The sequence below is a fragment of the Sphingopyxis sp. C-1 genome, assembly GCF_001047015.1.
Taxonomy (GTDB): domain Bacteria; phylum Pseudomonadota; class Alphaproteobacteria; order Sphingomonadales; family Sphingomonadaceae; genus Sphingopyxis.
Map to the genome: position 1 here is coordinate 214,977 of NZ_BBRO01000002.1, position 20,006 is coordinate 234,982.

Annotated in this window: 15 protein-coding genes; 6 read left to right on the top strand and 9 right to left on the bottom strand. The window is 63.8% G+C overall.

The window, feature by feature from the left end; translation table 11 throughout:
- Positions 1 to 31: 31 nt before the first annotated feature.
- Together SC1_RS15660 and SC1_RS15665 are read right to left on the bottom strand one after the other, a co-directional pair.
- Positions 32 to 1,285 carry an MFS transporter gene (locus SC1_RS15660; RefSeq protein WP_062184739.1) on the bottom strand — a complete coding sequence of 418 codons (1,254 nt, stop codon included), beginning with the start codon at positions 1,283 to 1,285 and terminating at the stop codon, positions 32 to 34.
- Positions 1,286 to 1,741: 456 nt separating this feature from the next.
- Positions 1,742 to 2,746, bottom strand: coding sequence for a LacI family DNA-binding transcriptional regulator (locus SC1_RS15665; RefSeq protein ID WP_062184741.1), 1,005 nt, complete (start codon positions 2,744 to 2,746; stop codon positions 1,742 to 1,744).
- A gap of 191 nt (positions 2,747 to 2,937) precedes the next feature.
- On the opposite strand from SC1_RS15665, the gene SC1_RS15670 reads away from it, so the two are divergent.
- Complete coding sequence (locus SC1_RS15670; RefSeq protein WP_062186809.1) at positions 2,938 to 4,005, top strand: YeiH family protein; 1,068 nt, start codon at positions 2,938 to 2,940, stop codon at positions 4,003 to 4,005.
- Here SC1_RS15670 and SC1_RS15675 read toward each other — a convergent pair.
- A complete protein-coding gene (locus SC1_RS15675) occupies positions 4,002 to 4,844 on the bottom strand; it encodes an amidohydrolase family protein (protein WP_062184744.1) in 843 nt (280 codons plus the stop codon). The two genes, SC1_RS15670 and SC1_RS15675, sit on opposite strands and share 4 nt — an antisense overlap.
- 134 nt (positions 4,845 to 4,978) lie before the next feature.
- Positions 4,979 to 5,857, bottom strand: a complete 879-nt coding sequence (locus SC1_RS15680) for a class I SAM-dependent methyltransferase (RefSeq protein WP_238586743.1) — start codon at positions 5,855 to 5,857, stop codon at positions 4,979 to 4,981.
- 81 nt (positions 5,858 to 5,938) lie between these two features.
- Between SC1_RS15680 and SC1_RS15685 the strand changes: the two genes are divergently transcribed.
- Positions 5,939 to 7,549, top strand: coding sequence for a winged helix-turn-helix domain-containing protein (locus tag SC1_RS15685; RefSeq protein ID WP_238586744.1), 1,611 nt, complete (start codon positions 5,939 to 5,941; stop codon positions 7,547 to 7,549).
- 22 nt (positions 7,550 to 7,571) lie between these two features.
- On the opposite strand, the gene SC1_RS15690 is transcribed toward SC1_RS15685, so the two are convergent.
- The gene (locus tag SC1_RS15690; protein WP_238586745.1) at positions 7,572 to 10,259 is read right to left on the bottom strand and encodes a TonB-dependent siderophore receptor; all 2,688 of its coding nucleotides are present in this window, start codon (positions 10,257 to 10,259) and stop codon (positions 7,572 to 7,574) included.
- Between the two features lie 252 nt (positions 10,260 to 10,511).
- Between SC1_RS15690 and SC1_RS15695 the strand changes: the two genes are divergently transcribed.
- Together SC1_RS15695 and SC1_RS15700 are read left to right on the top strand one after the other, a co-directional pair.
- Entirely contained in the window at positions 10,512 to 12,434 is a 1,923-nt protein-coding gene (locus tag SC1_RS15695) for an isoaspartyl peptidase/L-asparaginase (protein ID WP_238586746.1), read from the top strand.
- The gene (locus SC1_RS15700) at positions 12,434 to 12,880 is read left to right on the top strand and encodes an Lrp/AsnC family transcriptional regulator (RefSeq protein WP_062184752.1); all 447 of its coding nucleotides are present in this window, start codon (positions 12,434 to 12,436) and stop codon (positions 12,878 to 12,880) included. The genes SC1_RS15695 and SC1_RS15700 overlap by 1 nt, the downstream gene beginning before the upstream one ends.
- 5 nt (positions 12,881 to 12,885) lie before the next feature.
- On the opposite strand, the gene SC1_RS15705 is transcribed toward SC1_RS15700, so the two are convergent.
- Positions 12,886 to 14,520, bottom strand: a complete 1,635-nt coding sequence (locus SC1_RS15705; protein WP_062184755.1) for a sulfatase-like hydrolase/transferase — start codon at positions 14,518 to 14,520, stop codon at positions 12,886 to 12,888.
- A 121-nt stretch (positions 14,521 to 14,641) separates the two neighbouring features.
- Between SC1_RS15705 and SC1_RS15710 the strand changes: the two genes are divergently transcribed.
- Together SC1_RS15710 and SC1_RS15715 are read left to right on the top strand one after the other, a co-directional pair.
- Complete coding sequence (locus tag SC1_RS15710; RefSeq protein ID WP_062184758.1) at positions 14,642 to 15,268, top strand: TetR/AcrR family transcriptional regulator; 627 nt, start codon at positions 14,642 to 14,644, stop codon at positions 15,266 to 15,268.
- Positions 15,268 to 16,206: a formylglycine-generating enzyme family protein gene (locus SC1_RS15715; protein ID WP_062184761.1), complete on the top strand. Its 939-nt coding sequence runs from the start codon at positions 15,268 to 15,270 to the stop codon at positions 16,204 to 16,206. Before SC1_RS15710 ends, SC1_RS15715 begins: the two co-directional genes overlap by 1 nt.
- On the opposite strand, the gene SC1_RS15720 is transcribed toward SC1_RS15715, so the two are convergent.
- From SC1_RS15720 to SC1_RS15730, 3 genes are all read right to left on the bottom strand, one after another.
- Complete coding sequence (locus SC1_RS15720; protein ID WP_083435958.1) at positions 16,126 to 17,967, bottom strand: arylsulfatase; 1,842 nt, start codon at positions 17,965 to 17,967, stop codon at positions 16,126 to 16,128. The two genes, SC1_RS15715 and SC1_RS15720, sit on opposite strands and share 81 nt — an antisense overlap.
- A 107-nt stretch (positions 17,968 to 18,074) precedes the next feature.
- Positions 18,075 to 18,863 (bottom strand): enoyl-CoA hydratase/isomerase family protein, encoded by a 789-nt coding sequence (locus SC1_RS15725; RefSeq protein ID WP_062184764.1) that lies wholly within the window; start codon positions 18,861 to 18,863, stop codon positions 18,075 to 18,077.
- A complete protein-coding gene (locus SC1_RS15730; RefSeq protein ID WP_062184766.1) occupies positions 18,860 to 19,636 on the bottom strand; it encodes an SDR family NAD(P)-dependent oxidoreductase in 777 nt (258 codons plus the stop codon). Before SC1_RS15730 ends, SC1_RS15725 begins: the two co-directional genes overlap by 4 nt.
- Between the last annotated feature and the right edge of the window lie 370 nt (positions 19,637 to 20,006).

The following is a 20,006-nucleotide window of genomic DNA, read 5'->3' on the forward strand; positions in this document are numbered from 1 at the left end:
ACGAGGGAAGCAGGTTTGTGATGGCCGGCTATCAGTGCGCGATCACCGGCACAGCTTCGCCACCCTCCTCCTCGTCTACCGCAACGATACGCGGCAGGATGAGGTGGATGGCGGCGAGCGCGACGAGGTAGGTGAAGGCGCAGACAAGGAACATCGGCAGATAACCGCGCCCGGTGTCGAGCGACCAGCCAGCGAACTCGATCATCGCCATGCCCGAGAGATTGCCGGCAAAAGCGCCGATCCCGATCGCGGAGCCGACGATGCGCGCGGGAAAGACGTCGGTGGTGAGCCCGAAGAGATTGGTCGAAAAACCCTGATGCGCAAATAGCGCGAGGCCGAGGATCAGCGCCGCGACCCACGCGCTGTCAACGCCGACGAGCAGGGGCACGGGCAGGATCAGCAAGGCATAGATGAGCATCGTCGTCTTGCGGGCGGCGTTCACGGTCCATCCACGGCGGCCCATCAGATAGGAAGGCAGATAGCCGCCGGTGATACCGCCGAGCGCAGCCATGAAATAGACGAAGGCCACGGGCAAGCCCAGCGTGCCCTGCGTCAGCCCGAAGACCCGGTGGAATAGGTCGGGCATGAAAAAGAGCAGGAACCACCACACCTGGTCGGTGAGCGCCTTCCCCAGGATTACCGCCCATTGGCGGCGGTCGCGGAGCAGGCTGCTCCACGCGATCTTGGGCGCCGCAGCGTCGCGTGCGGCGTTCGGCTGTTCGGGAATCCGAACCGCGAGCCAGACGACGACCCAGACGAGACCGAGCCCGCCCGCGATCAGGAAGGTCGCCTGCCAGCCCCACATCAGTGCCATCAACGGGATGAGCAACGGCGTCAGGATCGCGCCGACGTTCGGGGCGATGCCGCCGAGACCGAGGACGAAGCTGCGCTCCTTGGCGTTGAAATAGGTCGCGGCGGTTTTCACCGCGGCGGGCGTGCCGATCGATTCCGCGGCACCGAGGACAGCGCGCGAGGCGACGAACCCCGATACGGTCGAGGCAAAGGCATGCGCCATGCCCGCAAGGCTCCAAACGCCGACGCCGATCGCGAAGCCCCAGCGCAAGCCCACCTTATCGATGAACCAGCCGGTGCCGAGAAAAGCGAGCGCAGCGGCGAACTGAAAGGCCGAGGCCATGTGGCTGTAGTCGCGGTCGGTCCAGTCGAATTCAAGTTGGAGCGTCGGCTTGAGCAGCGCGAGAATCTGGCGGTCGACATAGTTGAGGACGATCGCGATGAAGACGAGTCCCACGACGAGCCAGCGGCGTTTATCGGCGATCTGCGCCACTTGTCTCTCCCCGAATCTATCTGTCTTGGCGATAAGATAACGTTGTCATACTGGAAAGGACAAGGCTTTTCTTCGTTGTTGCGGGAGGATTGTCGGGCACAAGCCCTTTCCATCGTCATTGCGAGCGGAGCGAAGCAATCTAGGGCGGTTTGCGCGCCGCTGGATTGCCACGTCGCCTGCGGCTCCTCGCAATGACGTTACTTCCGCCACAGCTAACGGCCATCGACTTGATAGCGGTGTTCCATATCCAGCGGCCCCCGCCCTCGCGGGGGCGACGATAAAGGTCACTCGTCACAGACTGGCGTCGGAAGAGCGGTTCCGTGTTCCCCGGGGAAAGCCGGGGCCCAGAGGGGACCGCGCTGCCCCGCTTGGGCCCCGGCTTTCGCCGGGGAACAGGAGGTTTTCGTTGGCGCAACCGGCATGTCGATCGGGGCCAGCGTGACGATTATGGTGAGGTCAGTTTTTGGGCGCGGCTGTCGATCCGCGAACGACCAGCTTGTGCGGAAGCTGCCGCCGTTCGATCGTCTCGCCGAATTCGAGCAGCAGGTCGGCGGCGGCATAGCCCAGGTCGCGGATCGGCTGGTGGATCGTGGTGAGCGACGGCCAGACGACCTGTGCGAGGTCGGTGTCGTCGAAGCCCGCGACCGATAGCTGATCGGGCACCGCGACCCCCAGCCGATGCGCGGCGGCGAGGACGCCTGCGGCCATATCGTCGCTGCTCGCGAAGATCGCCGTCGGCGGTTGGTCGAGCGCCAGCAGCGCCTCCGCCGCCGCGGTCCCCGACTGGAAATCGAACTGCCCCGGAAAGACCAGCGCTGCATCGAAACCGATGCCCGCGCGCTGCAATGCCTGCCGATAACCGGTCAGCCGCTGGCCGCTGGCGAAATAATTGCCGTGCCCGGTGACGAAACCGATGCGCCGATGCCCGAGCGAAATCAGATAGGCGGTCATGTCGTCGGCGGCCTGCACATTGTCGATGTAAACCGCCGAGGTCGCGGTCAGATCGGTGCCCGGCTGGACGCGCACGACGGGGATCTTGCGGCGGAACAGTTCGGCGAGCGCGGTGCCGACGTCGGTCACCGGCGGCGTCATGATGATGCCGTCGAGCTGCGCCTGATCGATCAGCGCGCCGATATCGTCGACCAGTCCGGGCGAATTGATGTCGCACGGCTGGACGATCATGCGGAAATCAGCCTCGCGGCAGCGCTGGCCGACGCCTGCCTGCATGTTGAAGATATAATAGGGGCTGGGATTGTCGTGGATCAGCCCGATCTGGAACGAACGTTTCCCCGCGAGCGTGCGCGCCGCCTGGCTCGGATGATAGTTGAGGCGCGCGACCGCTTCCTCGACCTTTTGCCGCATGTCGTCGCTGACATAGCGTTCCTTGTTGAGCACGCGCGATACGGTCTTGATCGACACGCCGGCGACGCGCGAAACATCCTTGATTGTCGCCCGAGTCATGCGCGCTTGCGCTCCGTCCCCGGCTGGCAAATCCCTGTCACGGCTCCGCATCTCCCCGTTCGGCCTTGCTGACCACGTTGTCTGCTTTGGCGCGCCGCGCCGCGCACTGCAAGAGAAGCCTTGCGCCAGCGCACGGGTTAGCGATAAGACGCTGCCTTATGACAACGTTGGACAGAAACGATCTGACATCGATGCGTCATGCGCATTGGAATAATCTGCCGAGCGGCGGCGACCTCTTCGGCGAGTTGCACCTTGCGCAAACCGTCGCGGGGACAGCGCCCAAAGGCAGCCTCTTCCCCGGACTCGCGGCCTGTGCCGCGGCGTCGGCGGCAGCCGCATGGCTATCCGACCATTATGGTTTTCCGATCATCCTGCTTGGTTTGCTCGTCGGGCTAGCGCTAAACTTCATCTCGGCAAACGAAGCGACGCATCGCGGGCTCGACTTCGCGTCGCGCACTTTCCTGCGCATCGGCATCGTCGTGCTGGGACTGCAAGTCACCTTCATGCAGATTGCGGTGCTCGGGCCGGTGCCCTTTGCCGCGCTCATCATCATCATGACGCTCACGATGGGCGCCGGATTTCTGGGCGCGCGACTGTCGGGACAGACGCCCTATGCAGGGCTGCTCGCTGGCGGAGCGACGGCGATCTGCGGCGCGAGCGCAGCGCTCGCACTGTACGGCGTGATCGGGCGCCAGCGCCTGTCGCAAGCCCAATTCGCGCTGACATTGGTGGGCGTCTCGCTCGCAAGCGCGCTTGCGATGACCATCTATCCGCTGCTCGCCGCGCGGTTCGGGCTCTCCGACGCGCAGGCGGGGTTCCTGATCGGCGCATCGGTCCATGACGTCGCGCAGGCGATTGGCGGCGGCTATGCCTTTTCGGATGCGGCAGGGGCGAGTGCGACGATCGTGAAGCTCGCGCGCGTCGCGTTGCTCGCGCCCGTGGTCGCGCTCGTCGGCTTGCTGCTGACGCCCGAGGACGGTGGCGACACGCAGATTTGGCGCCGCCTCGCCCTGCCATGGTTCATCGTCGCCTTTTTCGCGGTGGTGGCGCTCAACAGCGCCGTCCCCATCCCAGAGGCGGCGCGTGGGGCCGCACTGACCGCCTCAAAGGCGCTGCTGTTGCTCGCGGTCACCGCGACCGCGATGCGCACGCGGATGGATTTGCTGCTCGAAATGGGCTGGCGCGCGACCATACCGGTCCTGCTCGCTTCGCTCACGAGTTTCACCGTATCGCTGCTCTTCGCGCTCGCGATCGTCTAAAGCCCAAGCAGTTTTCGCGCGTTGCCCGAGCGTATCTTGGCGCGCTCCTCGTCGGTCAGGTCCAGCTTCGCGAAAGCCTCGAGCGTTTTTGGCAGCGAGATTTGCGGGAAGTCCGACGCGAGCAGCACATGGTCGACGCCGACGTTGCGGATCGTCCAGACATATTCGGCCTCGATCGGCGAATCCGCGGCGAGGATCACGCTCGCCGAAATATCGAAATAAATATTGTCGGCGAAGAGATTCTCAGCGGTGCGCGCGAGCGCGAGGATGTTCCAGAAGCGGAAACCCAGCCCGCCCATATGGCCGAAAATGAACTTCGTTTTCGGCGCCGCAAGCGCGAGATTGAAGAGTTTTTCATTGTCGTCGGGGACGATGCCCGCATTGTCCATCACGACGACCAGGCCCTTGTCCCCGGCCCGCTTGACGAGCGCAAGCACGCGGGGGTCGGCGGCGTCGAATTTCTGGGTGTGGGGGTGGATTTTGAGGACGCGGACGCCGCGCGCTGCGACGCGGTCGACCTCGGCCAGCGCGGCATCGCCGTCATAGGGATGAACGGTCGCGATCGCGATCATGTCCGGGTTCTTTGCCGCCAGTGCGATGAGCGCGTCGTTGCGCTGGCTAATGTCGGCGGGATTGCCGGCGAGCGCCTGGTTCGGGCCGCCGAACCACATCACACCGAACGCGGCCACGGGCTGGTTCGCGGCCTTTAACTGTGCGCGATATTCGGCGAGCGACGCCTCGCCCTTGTGCAGATGGACATGGGTGTCGACGACGGCATCCTGCGCAAACGCGGGCGATGCGGAGGTAAGCAGGGCGATAGAAAGCAGCAGGGTTCGCATGAGGGCTCCGGGGGAGGAAGGAATGGGATGCCCTGACCTGCCACAAAGCCGGCGTCCGGCCAATTACCCGCGAAGCAAATGCCGCTCCCGCCGGGAGAATGCGGGGGCGGCATCGGCCTACACCTGTCGGGCGCTTATTTGCGTACGATGACCTTGAGATAGGTTGCCGGTATCTCGGTGCGATCGGCGCCGCCACGATTTTCGCGTTCGAACAACTGCTCAAGCTCGGTCTGCAACTCCGCACGACGGCCGCTCGCCTCGGCCGCCGCGAAGGCGTTCATCGTCGGGCCGTAATAGTCGCGGAAAATCGCGAGGAACTCACGCGGCGTTCCGGCAAAACGGAAGGTGTAGGTCGCGCGTTCGCAGTCGATACGGTCCTGCGCGATGCCCGCGGCGGCGAAGCGCTCACGCACGACATCTTCCTGTCCCCACGTCACCGGGCTGACGAAGCCTTCGGGCGGCGGCGGCGTGTAGGCGGCGCAGATTTTGAGCACATGCGCGATGAGGGTCGGATCGCCGGGGATCCAGTTGCCCATCACGATACGGCCGCCGGGACGCGTCACGCGGACCATTTCCGCCGCGGTGTCGAGCGGCCGCGGCGCGAACATCGCGCCGAAGATGGTGACGACGAGATCGAAGCTGTTATCGGCCAACGCGTCGAGGCGCGAAGCGTCGCCCTCCTCGAAGCGCAGGTTCGACAGGCCGGCTTCACGGGCGCGAATGTTGCCGGCGGCGACGAGGTTCGATGCGATGTCGACGCCGAGGACATTGGCGCCGCGATAGGCCGACGGCAGCGCGGTCGTGCCGTCGCCGCAACCGAGGTCAAGGACGTCGAGTCCGGCGTGGACGCCGAGGCTGTCGATCAGTTCATCGCCGCTTTCACGCATGCAGGCCGCGAGACGGGTAAAATCCCCCTTCTCCCAAAGGGCCTTGTTCGGGTTGGCGGGGGTTGATAGGTTTTCGGTCTGCGGCGCGGTGGGGGCCGCATCCGGCTTGATGGTTGTGAGCGTCACTATAGTCTCCTTGGTCCGAGCCGGGGGATAGCTCGATGGAACGCTCAATAGGTTTTCCGTGGTCCCATGCTTGAAGACGGCATGGAGAATTTATGGAGAAATGCTGGTTTGTCGTTCGGCGCCGCCCTGATCTACCGCTTTGAAGGTTTCCAGCTCGATCCCGGCAAGTTCGAACTTCGCGAGCGGGGGCAGGCAAAGCATCTTGAACCGCAGGTTCTGTCGCTGCTGATCCTGCTCGCGAGCAATGCCGACCGCCTCGTCAGCAAAGACGAGATTATCGAGAAGATCTGGGGCGGGCGGATCGTGTCCGAAGCCGCGGTCGCCTCGCGCATCAAGGCGGCGCGGCAGGCGCTGGGTGACGACGGCAAGGAACAGCGCTTCATCAGAACCGTGCACGGCAAGGGTTTTCGGTTCGGCGCGCAGGTAATGTTCGATCAGACCCCCGAGCAAGTGCCCTTCCTTGCCGCGACAGTAACCGAACCGGCGCCCGCCCCGGCCGCGGCGGAAGAGCGTCCGTCGATCGCCGTCCTTCCCTTTCACCTCGTCGGCGGCCCTGGCCCGCTGTCGATCGTCGCCGACGCGCTCGCCGACGAATTGATCGGCGACCTGTCGCGCCTCCGCTGGCTGCTGGTGATCGCGCGGACATCGACCTTCCGCTTTCGCGGGCAGGATATTGGGTGCGAACAGGTCGGCGCGGCGCTGAATGTTCGTTATTGCCTGACGGGGACGCTTGAGGAGGCACGCGGCAAGGTCATCCTGTCGGTAACGCTGGCGCGAACATGCGACGGCGCGGTGGTGTGGGCGGACCGCTTCTCCGCCGGCCGCGACGAACTGCACGAGCTTCGCTGCGAGGTACTCGAAGCCGTGATCGCCAATCTGGAAACGCGCATCATCCAGAACGAGGTGGAGCGCGCGCGCCGGATGCCCGAGGGCGGGCTAGACGCCTGGTCCTCCTATCACCTCGGGCTCGACCATATGTTCCGCTTCAACCGGTCGGACAATGCGCGTGCGGCGGCGCTGTTCGCGCAGGCGCTCGCGCGCGATCCCAATTTCTCGCGCGCGCTGTCCGGCCTGTCCTTCACGCGCTTTCAGGATTGCTTCCTGCAATATTCGCCCGATCCCGACGCAATGGCTGAACAGGCGCGCGCGTTTGCCGAGCGCGCGGTGCAATGCGACCCGCTAGATCCCTTTGCGCACCTCAACCTCGGACGATCGCTGTGGTTCGCCGACGCGGTGCCCGAAAGCATGGAACGGCTATCGGCGGCGATCGCGCTCAGCCCCAATTATGCGCAGGCGATCTATTCGAAAGCCTGGGCCGAGATGACCCAGTGCGACGTCGCGCACAGCGACGAAAATGCCGAGCTGGCGTTGCGCCTGAGCCCGCTCGATCCGCTGCGTTATGCAATGCTGGGCGTGCGGTCGGTCAGCGCGTTAATGCGCGGCGATTACGAGAGGGCCATCGAGTGGGGCGAACGCGCCGCGCGGTCGCCGGGGGCCCACAAGCATATCGCAGTGATCGCAGCGATCGCCGCAGAGGCGTCGGGCCATCACGACCGCGCAACGCAGTGGATCGACCGCGCCCGGCAACTCGACCCGCAGGTGTCGCGCGCAACTTTCCTTCGCTCCTTCCCCTTTGCGGCGACGGGTGGACGCGAGATTATCGAACGGGCGTTGCAGGACGCGGGGCTCTGACAGCGTCAGAGCCCCATCGCCGTCAAAGCGGCGAACCGCCGAGCTTGTAGGTCAGCTGCAGGAAGACGCTGCGGCCGACGCTGTCGAACCAGCTGGTGTTGTAATAGGGATAGCTCGACCAAGTCGGGTCTTTCACAGGGTTCTTGTCGAACACGTTCCGTACCGTCAGCGACCCGCGCATATGATCAGTGAAATCATATTGCAGCGTCGCGTTGAACAGATAGCTAGCCTTGATAAAGGCATCCTCATCATAGTTCGGCAGCTTGCCGAGGCGCGTGCCCGAGAAGGTGAACTGCACCCCATCGGATGCCCAGGTGATGCTGCCGTTCGACTTGTCGCGCGGCAGATAATAGCCGCTGTCCGCCGCCAGCTTGTTCTCGATCGGATCGCCCGTGTACTGGATCAAAGTGTGCTTGAAGACATGGCTGTGCGCGAGTGACAGGGTGAAGTCGCCAAAACTGGTCGGAAGTGTACCGCGGAAGGCGATGTCGATGCCGCTCGTCTTTTCGCGCGCGACATTGATCGGGTTTATCGAGATGGATTCGATCTCGCCAGCCAGCGCACCGGTCGCGAAGCGGTTGACGCGTGCGAGCGCCGCCTGACAGGTTGGCGAATTCGGGTCGAGCGCGGTGTTCCCGGCGCCATCGGGTCGGCAATCAGCCTCGTCGCGCGTCAGTTCGCTGGCGCGCAAATCATTGACCTGATTGTCGAGTGACACGCGGAAATAGTCGACCGAGAGGCTGATCCGGTTCGAGGGCGCGAAAACCAGCCCGGCAGTCAGCGTCTTGCCGGTTTCGGCCTTGAGGTCGCGGTTACCGCTGCGCTGCGCGACGATATCGACGTCATAATCTTCGCAGTCGCTGATCCCGGCACCAGGATCGTCCTGCCGACAGGTATAATAGTCGATCACGCTGCTTTCGACATTGCCCGGCCCGGTGAACAGATAATGGAGGTCTGGCGCGCGGAAGGCGGTGCCATAAGCAGCACGGAACAGCAGGCTATGCGTCGGGCGCACCTCGATGCCACCATTATAGGTGAATTTGTCGGCGTGGCGCCCGGCGTAGCCGAAACGGTCGTAGCGGCCGGCACCGGTCAGCGTCACGAAATCAAGTACGGGTACGCGCACTTCGCCGCCGACCGCGGCATGGCTGCGCTTGCCGGAGCCATCGCTGTCCTTCCAGCTATAGTAATAATCGGTGAGCGCGAGCGGGTCCGGACGGAGGTTGTAACCCTGCTTGCCATATTCTGCGACGACGGCAACCCCGACCGCGCCAGCCGGCAGCTGGAACAGCTCGCCGTTCGTCAGCGTCACCTGCGCGTTGTTTGTCCAGCTGTATGGACGATAGACTGTATCGGCCGAGATGCTGTCATATTCGGCGGGCGTCAGTTGGCGATAGAGGTTGGCCGGGTTGGCGTTGAAAGACGGATAATCGTCGTCGCCAAGACCATTCTGCACGCCGAGGAAAAAGTCTTTCGCCTTCTGATTGATGATCTGCGGCCAGCGGACGATTGACTGGTAACGGCTGTAGTTGAATGATGCCTCGTAGTTCCAGGCATTGCCGAAATTGCCGCGGATGCCGGGGGTGATGCTATAAGTCGTCTGCTTGCTACGCTGCATCTCGAACCCGCCGGTCTCCTCCGGCGTGAACTGGCGACCCCAATCTTCGATCTGTCCCGTAAAGCTGTTGTAGAAATAATTGTCTGAGCTGCTCGACGACTGTTCGAAGGCCCAGCTCGTTACGTCGTACATCAGCCGGACCTTGCTGATCCCAAGCTGCGCGTCGACAAACAGTTTGGCATTGTCCGACAGTTCATAGGTCGCGGTAGCGAAGCTGTTGAAGCCCTTGCGACCTGAAATGATAGTGCCGTAGCCGATAGATTCCTTGCTGCCGCAGAAATCGCCATAACGAGGGCGGTTGAACAGGCCGACCGAGCCGAAGTTGAGGTTCGACAGCCGCTCGCACGTCCCATCGTCGGGCGTGATATAGTCGTCGTTATAGTCAGCACGATAGAAGGTACGCCGCGCGATCGCAGTCGAGGGCACGGGGCTATCATCTGTGCTGTCCTGAATTTTGCGCTGGAAGCCCCAGAGCGGTCGCTGGTCGAGATATTCGATGCCACCCACGATGCTGAACCGGTCGGTCGACCAGCCGCCCGTCGCAGTCACGCGGTGCGACAGACCGCCGCCATGCTGGGTCCGGCCATGCCGATAGTCCAGCGTGATGCCGTCGAGCTTTTCCTTCATCTTGAAGTTGACGACGCCCGCGATCGCGTCCGAGCCATAGATTGCCGAGGCCGCGCCGCTCAATATTTCGACCTTGTCGATCAGGCTGACGGGAATGTTCGAGATGTCGGTGAAGTTGCTGCGGCCGATATAGGGTAGCGGGAAGTCGGCGATGCGGCGGCCGTTGACCAGCACAAGCGTGTGGTTGGGACCAAGACCCCGCAGATCGACCTGCTGCGCGCCAGGGGTGAAGTCGGCGCTGCTGCCCGATTGGGGACTTTGCGTTTCGCCACTGTTCTGAGTCATCGCGGCGAGCAGTTCCGGAACGCTCGTATAGCCGTTGGCGCGGATTGTGTCGGATGTGATCGTGGTGACCGGCGAGGGCCCCTCGTCTCGGATCGTCGGGATGCGCGAGCCCGTGACGATGATTTCCTGCGGCTCGCCTTCAGCGTCCTGTGCAAAGGCCGGCGCAGCTAGCGCAGGCATGCAAACGCCAAGCCCTAGGGCGATCCGAAACGCCCGCTTCCCGAAATTCCTCATTTTTTACCCCTCGTTCATCCAGGCACGAATCGAAACCGTTCGCTAACCCACCGGATATTTCGTCCTTTCGACCAGAAAACGTAGATAATTTCAATCACTATGACAAAATGGGAAATCATATTGTCATTTGCTGCTGTCATTATGTAACGTCTCGCTTTCAAGGGGCCGCCAGAGGGAAGATCGATGCTGCGGATTATGATGCGGGGAATTTGGCTTCTGATTGCCGCGACGGGGCTTGCGCTCACGCCCGCCGCAGCGAAGGAAGCCAAGGAAAAGCCCTATGAACATTATGTCTATGGCAAGTTGAACACGCCGACGCCGGGCCCGGTGTCGGGGGGCCTGCTGCTGATGGGCGGCGGGGACCGCAACATTGATGCGATGAAATGGTTCTTCGGCAAAGCCGGGAACGGCCATATCGTCGTGATCAGCGCGTCCTATGGCAAAGAGATCGGCGAGGAATTTTTCCACGACATTGGCGGCATCCAGTCGACCGAAATCTTTGTCTTCCACGCCCGATCGCAAGCGACGAACAAGAAGATCCTCGACCGGCTGAAGAAGGCCGACGGCATCTTCATCGCGGGGGGCGATCAGGCCCGTTACGTTCGTTATTGGCGCGGCACGCCGGTGGGCGATATCCTCAACGCGCATGTGGCGGCGGGTAAGCCGCTCGCGGGAACCAGCGCCGGGCTGGCGATCCAGGGCGAGAAGCTTTACGGCGCGATGGACGACGGAAGCATCCGTAGCCCCGAAGCGCTCGCCGATCCGTTCGGCCCTGCGAACACGATCGAGGGCGATTTCCTGCATTTCGCCCTGCTGAAGGGCGTCGTCACCGATACGCATTTCAAGGAACGCGAACGGCTCGGCCGCCTGTTCGCCTTCGTCGCCAAGGCACAGGTCGGACGCCCGGCGGACCAGCCCGCGATGCTGGGCCTTGGCGTCGACGAGAGCGCGGCACTCGCAGTCGAACCCAACGGCAGCGCGCGTATCTATGCAACCGAGCCCGACGGCTATGCCTGGGTGGTCGACGGAGCAGGGCTGCGCGGCCTGTCGCAGCGCGGGCCGCTCGATGCCCCTCGCGTCAAGGTGACGGGAGTCGGCCCCGGGTCGGTACTCCACCTGCCCTCGGGGCAAGTCGATGCGCCGGTGTTCGTGCGCAACTATGCCGTGCGCGCCGGCGAGATCGTCGAGGCGCCGCGCTGGTCGCTTGCGATTCATGGCGGTGCCGGGGTGATCGAGCGAAAGACGCTCTCGCCCGAAAAAGAGAAGGCGTATCGCGCCGGGCTCGACGAGGCGCTGCGCACCGGTGGCGCGGTGCTCGACAAGGGTGGTGCGGCGCTCGATGCGGTCGCCGCGGCGGTGCGTGTGCTCGAGGATAATCCGTTGTTCAATGCAGGGCGCGGCGCGGTATTCACTGCCGAGGGCAAGAATGAGCTGGATGCCGCGATCATGGACGGCAAGACGCTGAAAGCCGGCGCGGTCGCGGGCGTGACGCGCACGCGGCATCCGATCGATCTGGCGCGCGCGGTGATGGACAAGAGCCCGCACGTGATGCTGGCGCGCGATGGCGCCGACCGTTTCTCGATCGAGCGCGGGCTCGAACAAGTCGATCCGAGCTGGTTTCGCACCGAGGAACGCTGGCAGGGGCTGCTGCGCTGGCGCGAGAAGCAAGTGTCAGCGATCGATCCGACGCATCTTTTCGGCACCGTTGGCGCGGTCGCGCTCGACGCCGAAGGAAATTTGGCGGCCGCGACCTCGACCGGCGGGATGACAGGCAAACGCTGGGGCCGCATAGGCGACTCGCCGATAATCGGCGCCGGCACCTATGCCAAGAATGGGCAATGCGCCGTGTCGGCGACCGGATCGGGCGAATATTTCATTCGCGAGAGCGCCGCGCGGCAGGTGTGCGACCGCGTCGCGTGGAAGGGCGAAAGCCTGAAGGACGCCGCACAGGGCACGATCGATGCGGTCGGCGCGATCGGCGGCGACGGCGGGCTGATCGCGATGGGCCCCGATGGGCGCCCCGCCTTTGCCATCAACGACCTTGGCATGTATCGAGGGCGGATGAGCGCCGGGGGGACACCACAGATCGCGATCTTTGCCGACGAGAAGCTGGCCGACTGATGCCGCACTCGGGCGTCAACCTCGACGAGACCGACGAAAAACTGCTCACCCTGCTGCGCGACGATGCGCGGCAAACGATCGCACAGCTCGCCAAGGAGCTCGGCCTGTCGCGCGGGGCGATCTATTCGCGGCTCGCGCGGCTGGAGGAAGAGAAGGTCGTTGCGGGCTATACGGTAAGGCTTGGCAACGCCTTTGCCGCGAGCCGCGTGCGCGCGCATATGATGATCAAGACCCTGCCGCGCTTTCACCGCGAAGTCGAACAGGCGCTCGCAAGCTTTGCGCTGGTGCAGGCGATCCACGCGATCAGCGGCGAATATGACATCATCGCGATGTTGGAGGCCGAGGATGGCGCACAGCTCAACGAGTTGATCGACGAGATCGGCCTTCTCGAAGGAGTCGAGCGCACGACAACGTCGGTTATCCTAGCAACAAAAGTTGAACGCTAACCCCGTCAGTTCGTCCAGTAGATATAGTCCTGCCCGTCCTTCCAGGGCGCGTCGAGCGGGACGTCGATACGCACCGGTCCTTCGATGAGACCGGGCCAGATCGGCTTTGCCATACCCTTGTTCTGTGCCTCGATCATCGCGCGGAGCGTGGCGACGCGCTGCGGATCGCTTGCTGCGAGATCGTGGCGCTCGGTCGGGTCGACCGCGAGGTTATAGAGGCGGGCCTTGTCGGGGCGTTTCGTCACCTGCAGCTTCCAGTCACCCGCGCGCACGGCGCGGTAATCGCCCGAACGCCAGAACATGGCGGGGCGTTTGGCGGGGCCGGCCAGGATATCCTCGCTGTCGATCGTCCGGCCCACCGGCAACTTCGCCCCCGCTGCGGCGGCGATCGTCGAGAAGATGTCGAGATGACCGGTCATGTCGGCGCGCCGCGTTCCCGGTGCGATCGCGCCCGGCCAGCGCATGAACAGCGGCGTGCGGATACCGCCTTCGAAGAAGGTCGCCTTCCACCCGCGGAACGGTGCGTTCAAGTCGGGCATGCCATTGTACCAGGCGCCGCCATTGTCGCTGGTGAAGATGACGAGCGTATTGTCGTCAATCCCCGCTTGTTTCAGCTTCGCCATCACGTCGCCGATGCGGCGGTCGAGCTGCGCGATCATCGCGCCATAGACGCGCGTCTTGTGATCCTTGATCTGCGGGAACTTATCGTAGTCGGCTTTTGTCGCCTGCAACGGCGTGTGCGGGGCATTGAACGCGAGATACATGAAGAACGGGCGATTTTTATTCGCCTCGATCGCCTTGATCGCCTCGTCGGCAAAATAGTCGGTCATATGGCCCTTGGGGTGGAAACGCTTGCTGCCGTTGAAGGTGACGGCATGGCGCAGGTTCGCCCAGATGAAGCGGTCGATCGGATCCCACGGCAGCTTTGCGTTGATGCTGTCCGGGTCGTCTTCGGGCAGGAACATTGCGGCACCGGCAAGGATCGCAAGGCTTTCGTCGAAGCCCTGCGCCTGCGGCTGTAGCTTCGGCGCCTCGCCGAGGTGCCATTTGCCGATGTGGAGCGTGTGATAGCCTGCCGCCTTAACCGCTTCGGCGATCGTCACTTCGTTCGCGGGGACGCCCATATCGGGATAGGCGGGAATGTCGGGCGTGATGAGCTCCCGGTGAAAGATAGCGCGGTGCGGGCCGACGCCCTCTCCATGCGCGAGATTTTCGGCGAATTCGACCGGCACGGCGGTATATTCAAAACCGAAGCGCGTCGGATAACGCCCCGTCATCATCGCGGCACGCGACGGCGAACAGGTCGCATTCGCGGCGTAGGCGGTGGTAAAATTGACGCCTTCGTGCGCGAGCGCGTCGATATTCGGCGTCTTGACCACGCCGTCCGCGACACCACCGCCGTTGAGGCTGATATCATTATACCCAAGGTCGTCGGCGACGATCAGGATGATATTCGGCGGAGGTTTACCGTCGGCTGCCTTTGCAGGCCCCTGCTGCCACGCGACTACGCGGTTCGGCTGCACGGGGTCACGCCAGTCCTGAAGAATGCCCGGGATGCGGTATTTATTCGCCTCGAACGCCCAATATCCGCCAGCCCCTGCCAAAGCCAGCACGCCGAGTGCGACCCATTTTTTCTTCATCCTCGTCCCCTATCGCGTCCTGTCGGCTTGTATCGAAACTATTGACACTATATGTGTCACTATATTGGTCGATACGCAAGATTGTTTGACCCCGGCGTCAAGCCGGGCCAGCAGGGACGCCATGGCGACAGGGTTAGGGAAATCGAACGCGCAAAAGGTCGAGGCCGATCGGGTCGACGGCCGGCGCGAGCGTGGGCGGTCGAGCCACAAGCGCATTGTCGAGGCGATGATGGAGTTGATCGTTGCCGGCGACCTGTCGCCGAGCGCGGCGCGCGTCGCCGAAGAAGCGGGCATCGGCCTGCGCACCGTATTCCGGCATTTCGACGATATGGATGCGCTCTATTCCGAGATTACCGGAATGATAACCGAGCGCGTGATGCCGATCGTCATGGCGCCCTATCCCGACCAGCCCTGGCGCGCCAATGTCCGCGAACTCGTTCGGCGTCGCGTCCGGGTGTTCGAGACGACCCTGCCCTTCCGGCTCGCCGCCAATATCAAACGCTATCAGTCGCCCTTCCTGATGGGCCAGTACAGCCGGGTCGTTATGCTCGAACGCGAACTCATCCTGCGCCTGCTTCCGGGTTCGGTGCTTACCGATCGGATCGCAGTCGAGGCGCTATGTGCTGCGCTGTCGTTCCACACGTGGCGCACGCTGCGCCACGATCAGAGCCTGTCCGCCGAAGAAGCCGGAACGGTGATGGGCCAGATGGTCGAGGCGATAATGGCGACGATCGCCGAAGACGCCTGATGCGGAAAGGATCGGTTCTGCTCTCGCTGGTACTGCTCGGCGCGCTTGCCGCGTGCGGCGGGGCGGAGGACGCGAAGGTCGCCGAAGCAAAGGCGCCCGAATGCCCGGCGATGCCGGCACAGGATTATGTCTGGATCCCGGGCGCGACCTTCGCGATGGGCGCCGACGCGCAATTGCCCGAGGAAGGGCCGGCGCGCGATGTCACTGTCGCGGGTTTCTGGATTGCGACGCACGAGGTCACGAACGCCGAGTTCGCCGAATTTGTGAAGGCAACGGGATATAAGACGCTCGCCGAGCAGGATCCGCCGAAACTGCCGGGCGCTCCGCCCGAGATGCTGATCCCCGGGTCGGCGGTGTTCACCGCGCCGAACGACGGCAATCCGAACTGGTGGCGCTGGGTCGTCGGCGCTGAGTGGCGACATCCGGCGGGGCCCGAGACGAACATCGACGGACGCGACCGCGATCCGGTGGTGCAAATCGGCTATGATGATGCACTCGCCTACGCCAAGTGGAAGGGCAGAACGCTGCCGAGCGAGGAGCAATGGGAGCTAGCCGCGGCGACCGGCGGAGCCGATCGTAACGTTCCGGTCGGCAAGGACGGCAAACCCCGCGCCAACTATTATCAGGGCAGCTTCCCGGTCCGCGACATGGGCACCGACGGCTTTACCAGCCGTGCGCCGGTCGCCTGCTTTCCCGCCGACGAGCATGGCGTCCACGATTTGATCGGCAATGTATGGGAATGGACGACGAGCAAGGCGGGCGGTGAGAATAATGTCATCAAGGGCGGCAGCTTTCTGTGCGCAGCCAATTATTGCGCGCGCTATCGTCCTGCGGCGCGCCAGTTCCAGGAACGAGGCCTAGGCACCGACCATATCGGGTTTCGCCTGATCGACACGGCGCGCCCGGCGCCGGCGGCGCCAGTGCCAGACAAGGGCTGACAGCAGCACGGCGATCCCGCCGACCCACAGGCCGAGGCGGATCAACCGCGGCTTGCCCTGATGTTCGAAGGCATAGGCGTTTATCTGCTCGTCGGCCGTGTAGCCCGCGGGCATGTCGAGCACACCATTCGCTTTCGCATAGGCGCGATAATCGGCCATCATCGCGGTGAACCGGTCGGGCTCGGCGGCGGCAAGATCGCGCGTTTCCCCGGGGTCGGTCTTGAGATCGTAAAGCCGCCATTTGCCGTCGCCGGTCGGCGCAAGGTTGCGCACCAGCTTGTAATCGCCGCGAAACAGCGCCGCATTGCCTGACAGTTCATAGCCGAGCGGCGTGTCGCCATGGACGCTGCCCGCTCCGCCCTGCAGCATCGGCACGAGGCTGCGCCCGGTGACAGGCTCGACCGCCTTACCCTGCCAGCTTCCGCCATGGCCCGGTACGCCCGCAAGCTCGGTCAGCGTCGGCAAGATGTCGGTGACATGAGCAAGACCGTCGTTGATCGTCCCCGCGCGAATGCCGGCGTGCCCCGGCCATGCGATGATGAGCGGCACCCGCAGGCCGCCCTCGGTCGCGCTGAATTTATATCCCGACAGGGGCGATGCTGCAGCGCTCGCCCAGCCCGGCCCGATCGCGGCAAAGCTACCGCGCCGGCCGATATTGGCGGTCGCGAGGTCATATTGCATACCGAGGAACAGCCGGTTGCGCAGGCTGCTGAACGGATTGGTCGGCTCGGCACCATTGTCCGAGAGGAAGACGAAGATCGTATTCTCGTAATCGCCCGTGGCTTTAAGGTGAGCGACGAGACGTCCGACCTCACGATCCATCGCGGTCGCCATACCGCCATAAGCCTGCATCACGCGCACGGCAGCGGCGCGCTCTTCGGCGTCGAGTTTCTGCCAGTCGGGGGTTGTCGCCATCGTCACGATCGGCATGCCCGCGGGGACGATGCCGAGCGCCGCGGCCCGCTTCGCCCGCGCTTCGCGGAGCGCGGTCCAGCCGTCTTTGTACATAGCCGAATAGCGCGCGATGTCGCTGTCGGGCGCCTGCACCGGGATATGGTTGGCAAGGAAGTTGATCGACGCGAGGAAGGGTTTGCCGCTTTTGCGGTCGGCCTCGATATAATCGATCATCCGCTGCACGACGAAATGCGACGAATAATAATCCTTGGGCAGGGTCGCCGGCCTGCCATTCTCGGTCCAGGCGGCGGTGTCGTACATGCCCTCGATCGGGCGTTGTTCGAAATTGTCGGCGCCGGCATCGGCAAGGCTATAGGCACGGTCGTAGCCGCGTGCATGCGGCAGCCGCTTGGCATCGCTGCCGAGATGCCATTTGCCGGTGAGGTAAGTGCGGTAGCCCGCGGCCTTGAGCAACTGCGCGATCGTCACGACGCGAAGGTTCATGACCGTGTCGTAGCCCGGCTTGCCACGATGTTCGTCGGGGATCGTCTCGGGCATGTTGCCGAGGCCGTTGCGGTGGTTCATCACCCCCGTCTGGAGCATCGCGCGCGTCGGCGAGCAGGACCCCGCGACGTGGAAATTGGAAAAGCGCGTCCCTGCATTTGCGAGCGCGTCGATGTTCGGCGTCGCGATTTCGGAGCCGAAAGAGCCCACGTCGGAGAAGCCCCAATCGTCGGCGAGCAGGATGACGATATTTGGGTGCTTCGGCACCGGTTTGACGGGTTGCGCCTGCGCGGGCGCCAAGGCGGTCAGGGCGCCGATTGCGATGATGGCAGCACGCCGGGACCCGCCTAAGCGACCCGGCATTTAGTGGTCCTCCTGCGCACTGCCATCACTCCCACCCCCTCGGGATGTGACACTTACTATGTCAATATATTGCCGAGTCAATGGGGGCGATACACAGGTCTTTAACCTTAACGTTCGCGATATTCCGGCGCGCGTTTTTCGAGGAAGGCGGCGAGCGCCTCGCGATGGTCTGCGGTCGCCGAAAGGATCACCTGCTGGCGGTCCTCGATAGCCATCGCCGCTTCGAGGCTCGGCGCGTCGATGTTGAGATTGAGCGCCTGTTTCGACAGCCGCAAGCCATAGGGCGACGTCGCCAGCATTTCGTCGGCGAGCGCGAGACCGCGATCGAGCAACGCCTCTTCCTCGACGATCTCGCTGACGAGGCCCGCGCGCAGCGCGCGGTCGGCGTCGATGAAGCGGCCGGTCAGGATCATCTCGGACGCAAGGCTTGCGCCGACGAGGCGCGGCAGAAAATAGCTCGACGCCATGTCGCAGCCGCCAAGGCCGATACGGATATAGGCCGCGTTCGCCTTGAACGACGGCGCCGCGTACCTGACGTCCGAAGCGAGCAGCAACGACAGCCCGCCACCGCAGGCAGCGCCATGGCCAAGCGTGACGATCGGCTGCGGGCACGCGCGCATCTTGCGATAGATATTGCCGATGCTGGTCTGGGTGCGCAGCGTTCGAAGCACCGGAGTTTCGTCCGACGACCGGTCTTCCTGAATGTCGAGCCCCGCGCAGAAACCGCGCCCCGCGCCGCGCAGGACAACGACGCGGACGTCGGTGCGGTCGGCAAGCCCCCCGAAATAGGCGTTGAGCGCGTCGACCAGCCCCTCGTTCAGCGCATTGAGCCGTTCAGGTCGGTTGAGTGTCGCAATCTCGACCGCGCCGCGGCGTTCGACCAGCAGCTCGCTCACAGCGTCTGCCCGTCGTCGACGGTAATGACGCTGCCCGTGATGCCGAGCGCGGCATCGGAGCAGAGGAGGAGCAGCGGCGCGTGAAGATCGCTCGGCGGCCGCATCCGCTGGCGCGGGAAGCTCTTCACCATCGCCGCGCCGGTCTCGCTTTCGAAGAGCTCGGCGGTCATTTCGGATTCAAAATAGCCTGGCTGGATCACATTGACGCTGATCCCGCGCCGCGCCCATTCGCGCGCCAGTGCCTTACCCAGATGCCGCACCGCCGCCTTGGTCGCGCCATAGACCGAGGTCGCCGGAAAGATTTTCTCGGCGGTAATCGAACCGATCAGGACGATGCGGCCATGCTGTTTCTCACGGCTTCCCGCCTTGTCGAGCCGCTTTGCACCCTCGTTCGCGGTCAGGAAGACGCCGCGGACGTTCGCGGCGAGCAAGAAATCGACGTCGTCCACCGTCAGGCTCATCGCCATCTTCTCGGTCGCGACGCCCGCGTTGGCGACGATCGTGTCGACGGGTCCGAACGCCGCTTCGGCAGCGTCATAAGCAGCGATCGTCGATGCCTCGTCGGTAACGTCCATGCTAACGGCAATCGCCTGCCCACCAGCCGCCTCGATCGCGGCAACCTGCTCGGCAAGCTTGTCGGCACGGCGCGCGGCAAGCACGACCTTTGCGCCCGACGCCGCCAGTGCCTTGGCGAAACCGGCGCCAAGGCCCGAGGACGCCCCGGTCACCAGCGCCACGCGTCCGGTGAGGTCAAACTTCGGTTGCTCCGCCATCATTATCCCTTTCCTTCGTTTCCTATGCATTGACCCTGATTGACGTTCACGTCAACCGGACGCGCGGAGTTCCTGAAAAACCGCAAAAATGCTGTTGACGAGATATATTTGTTCTCCTATTGTTCTCATGTGCACACCAAACCTCATCCCCCGTCGCGGCTGCCGAGCGCGGCGGGCGGGGGATAAAGGGTCCCTTCCTTCTGCATTCACCGACCATTGTGTTTTGGACCGGTGGCAAGGGCATTCAAGCTTTCGGGCTGACACAATCTCCATCATTGATCGCGGGCTCAAACACCGTCACAAAAGGCCTTGTGGGATTGGACGAGACAGGGGGCCTTCAAATGACACCATCGTTCGACCTAGGCATGGA

Bases quoted from the DNA above. Each gene is read 5' to 3' on its own strand.
- SC1_RS15665 (WP_062184741.1), bottom strand. From the start codon at position 2,746: ATGACTCGGGCGACAATCAAGGATGTTTCGCGCGTCGCCGGCGTGTCG.
- SC1_RS15670 (WP_062186809.1), top strand. From the start codon at position 2,938: ATGCGTCATGCGCATTGGAATAATCTGCCGAGCGGCGGCGACCTCTTC.
- SC1_RS15675 (WP_062184744.1), bottom strand. From the start codon at position 4,844: ATGCGAACCCTGCTGCTTTCTATCGCCCTGCTTACCTCCGCATCGCCC.
- SC1_RS15685 (WP_238586744.1), top strand. From the start codon at position 5,939: ATGGAGAATTTATGGAGAAATGCTGGTTTGTCGTTCGGCGCCGCCCTG.
- SC1_RS15690 (WP_238586745.1), bottom strand. From the start codon at position 10,259: ATGCCTGCGCTAGCTGCGCCGGCCTTTGCACAGGACGCTGAAGGCGAG.
- SC1_RS15695 (WP_238586746.1), top strand. From the start codon at position 10,512: ATGCGGGGAATTTGGCTTCTGATTGCCGCGACGGGGCTTGCGCTCACG.
- SC1_RS15700 (WP_062184752.1), top strand. From the start codon at position 12,434: ATGCCGCACTCGGGCGTCAACCTCGACGAGACCGACGAAAAACTGCTC.
- SC1_RS15705 (WP_062184755.1), bottom strand. From the start codon at position 14,520: ATGAAGAAAAAATGGGTCGCACTCGGCGTGCTGGCTTTGGCAGGGGCT.
- SC1_RS15710 (WP_062184758.1), top strand. From the start codon at position 14,642: ATGGCGACAGGGTTAGGGAAATCGAACGCGCAAAAGGTCGAGGCCGAT.
- SC1_RS15715 (WP_062184761.1), top strand. From the start codon at position 15,268: ATGCGGAAAGGATCGGTTCTGCTCTCGCTGGTACTGCTCGGCGCGCTT.
- SC1_RS15720 (WP_083435958.1), bottom strand. From the start codon at position 17,967: ATGCCGGGTCGCTTAGGCGGGTCCCGGCGTGCTGCCATCATCGCAATC.
- SC1_RS15730 (WP_062184766.1), bottom strand. From the start codon at position 19,636: ATGGCGGAGCAACCGAAGTTTGACCTCACCGGACGCGTGGCGCTGGTG.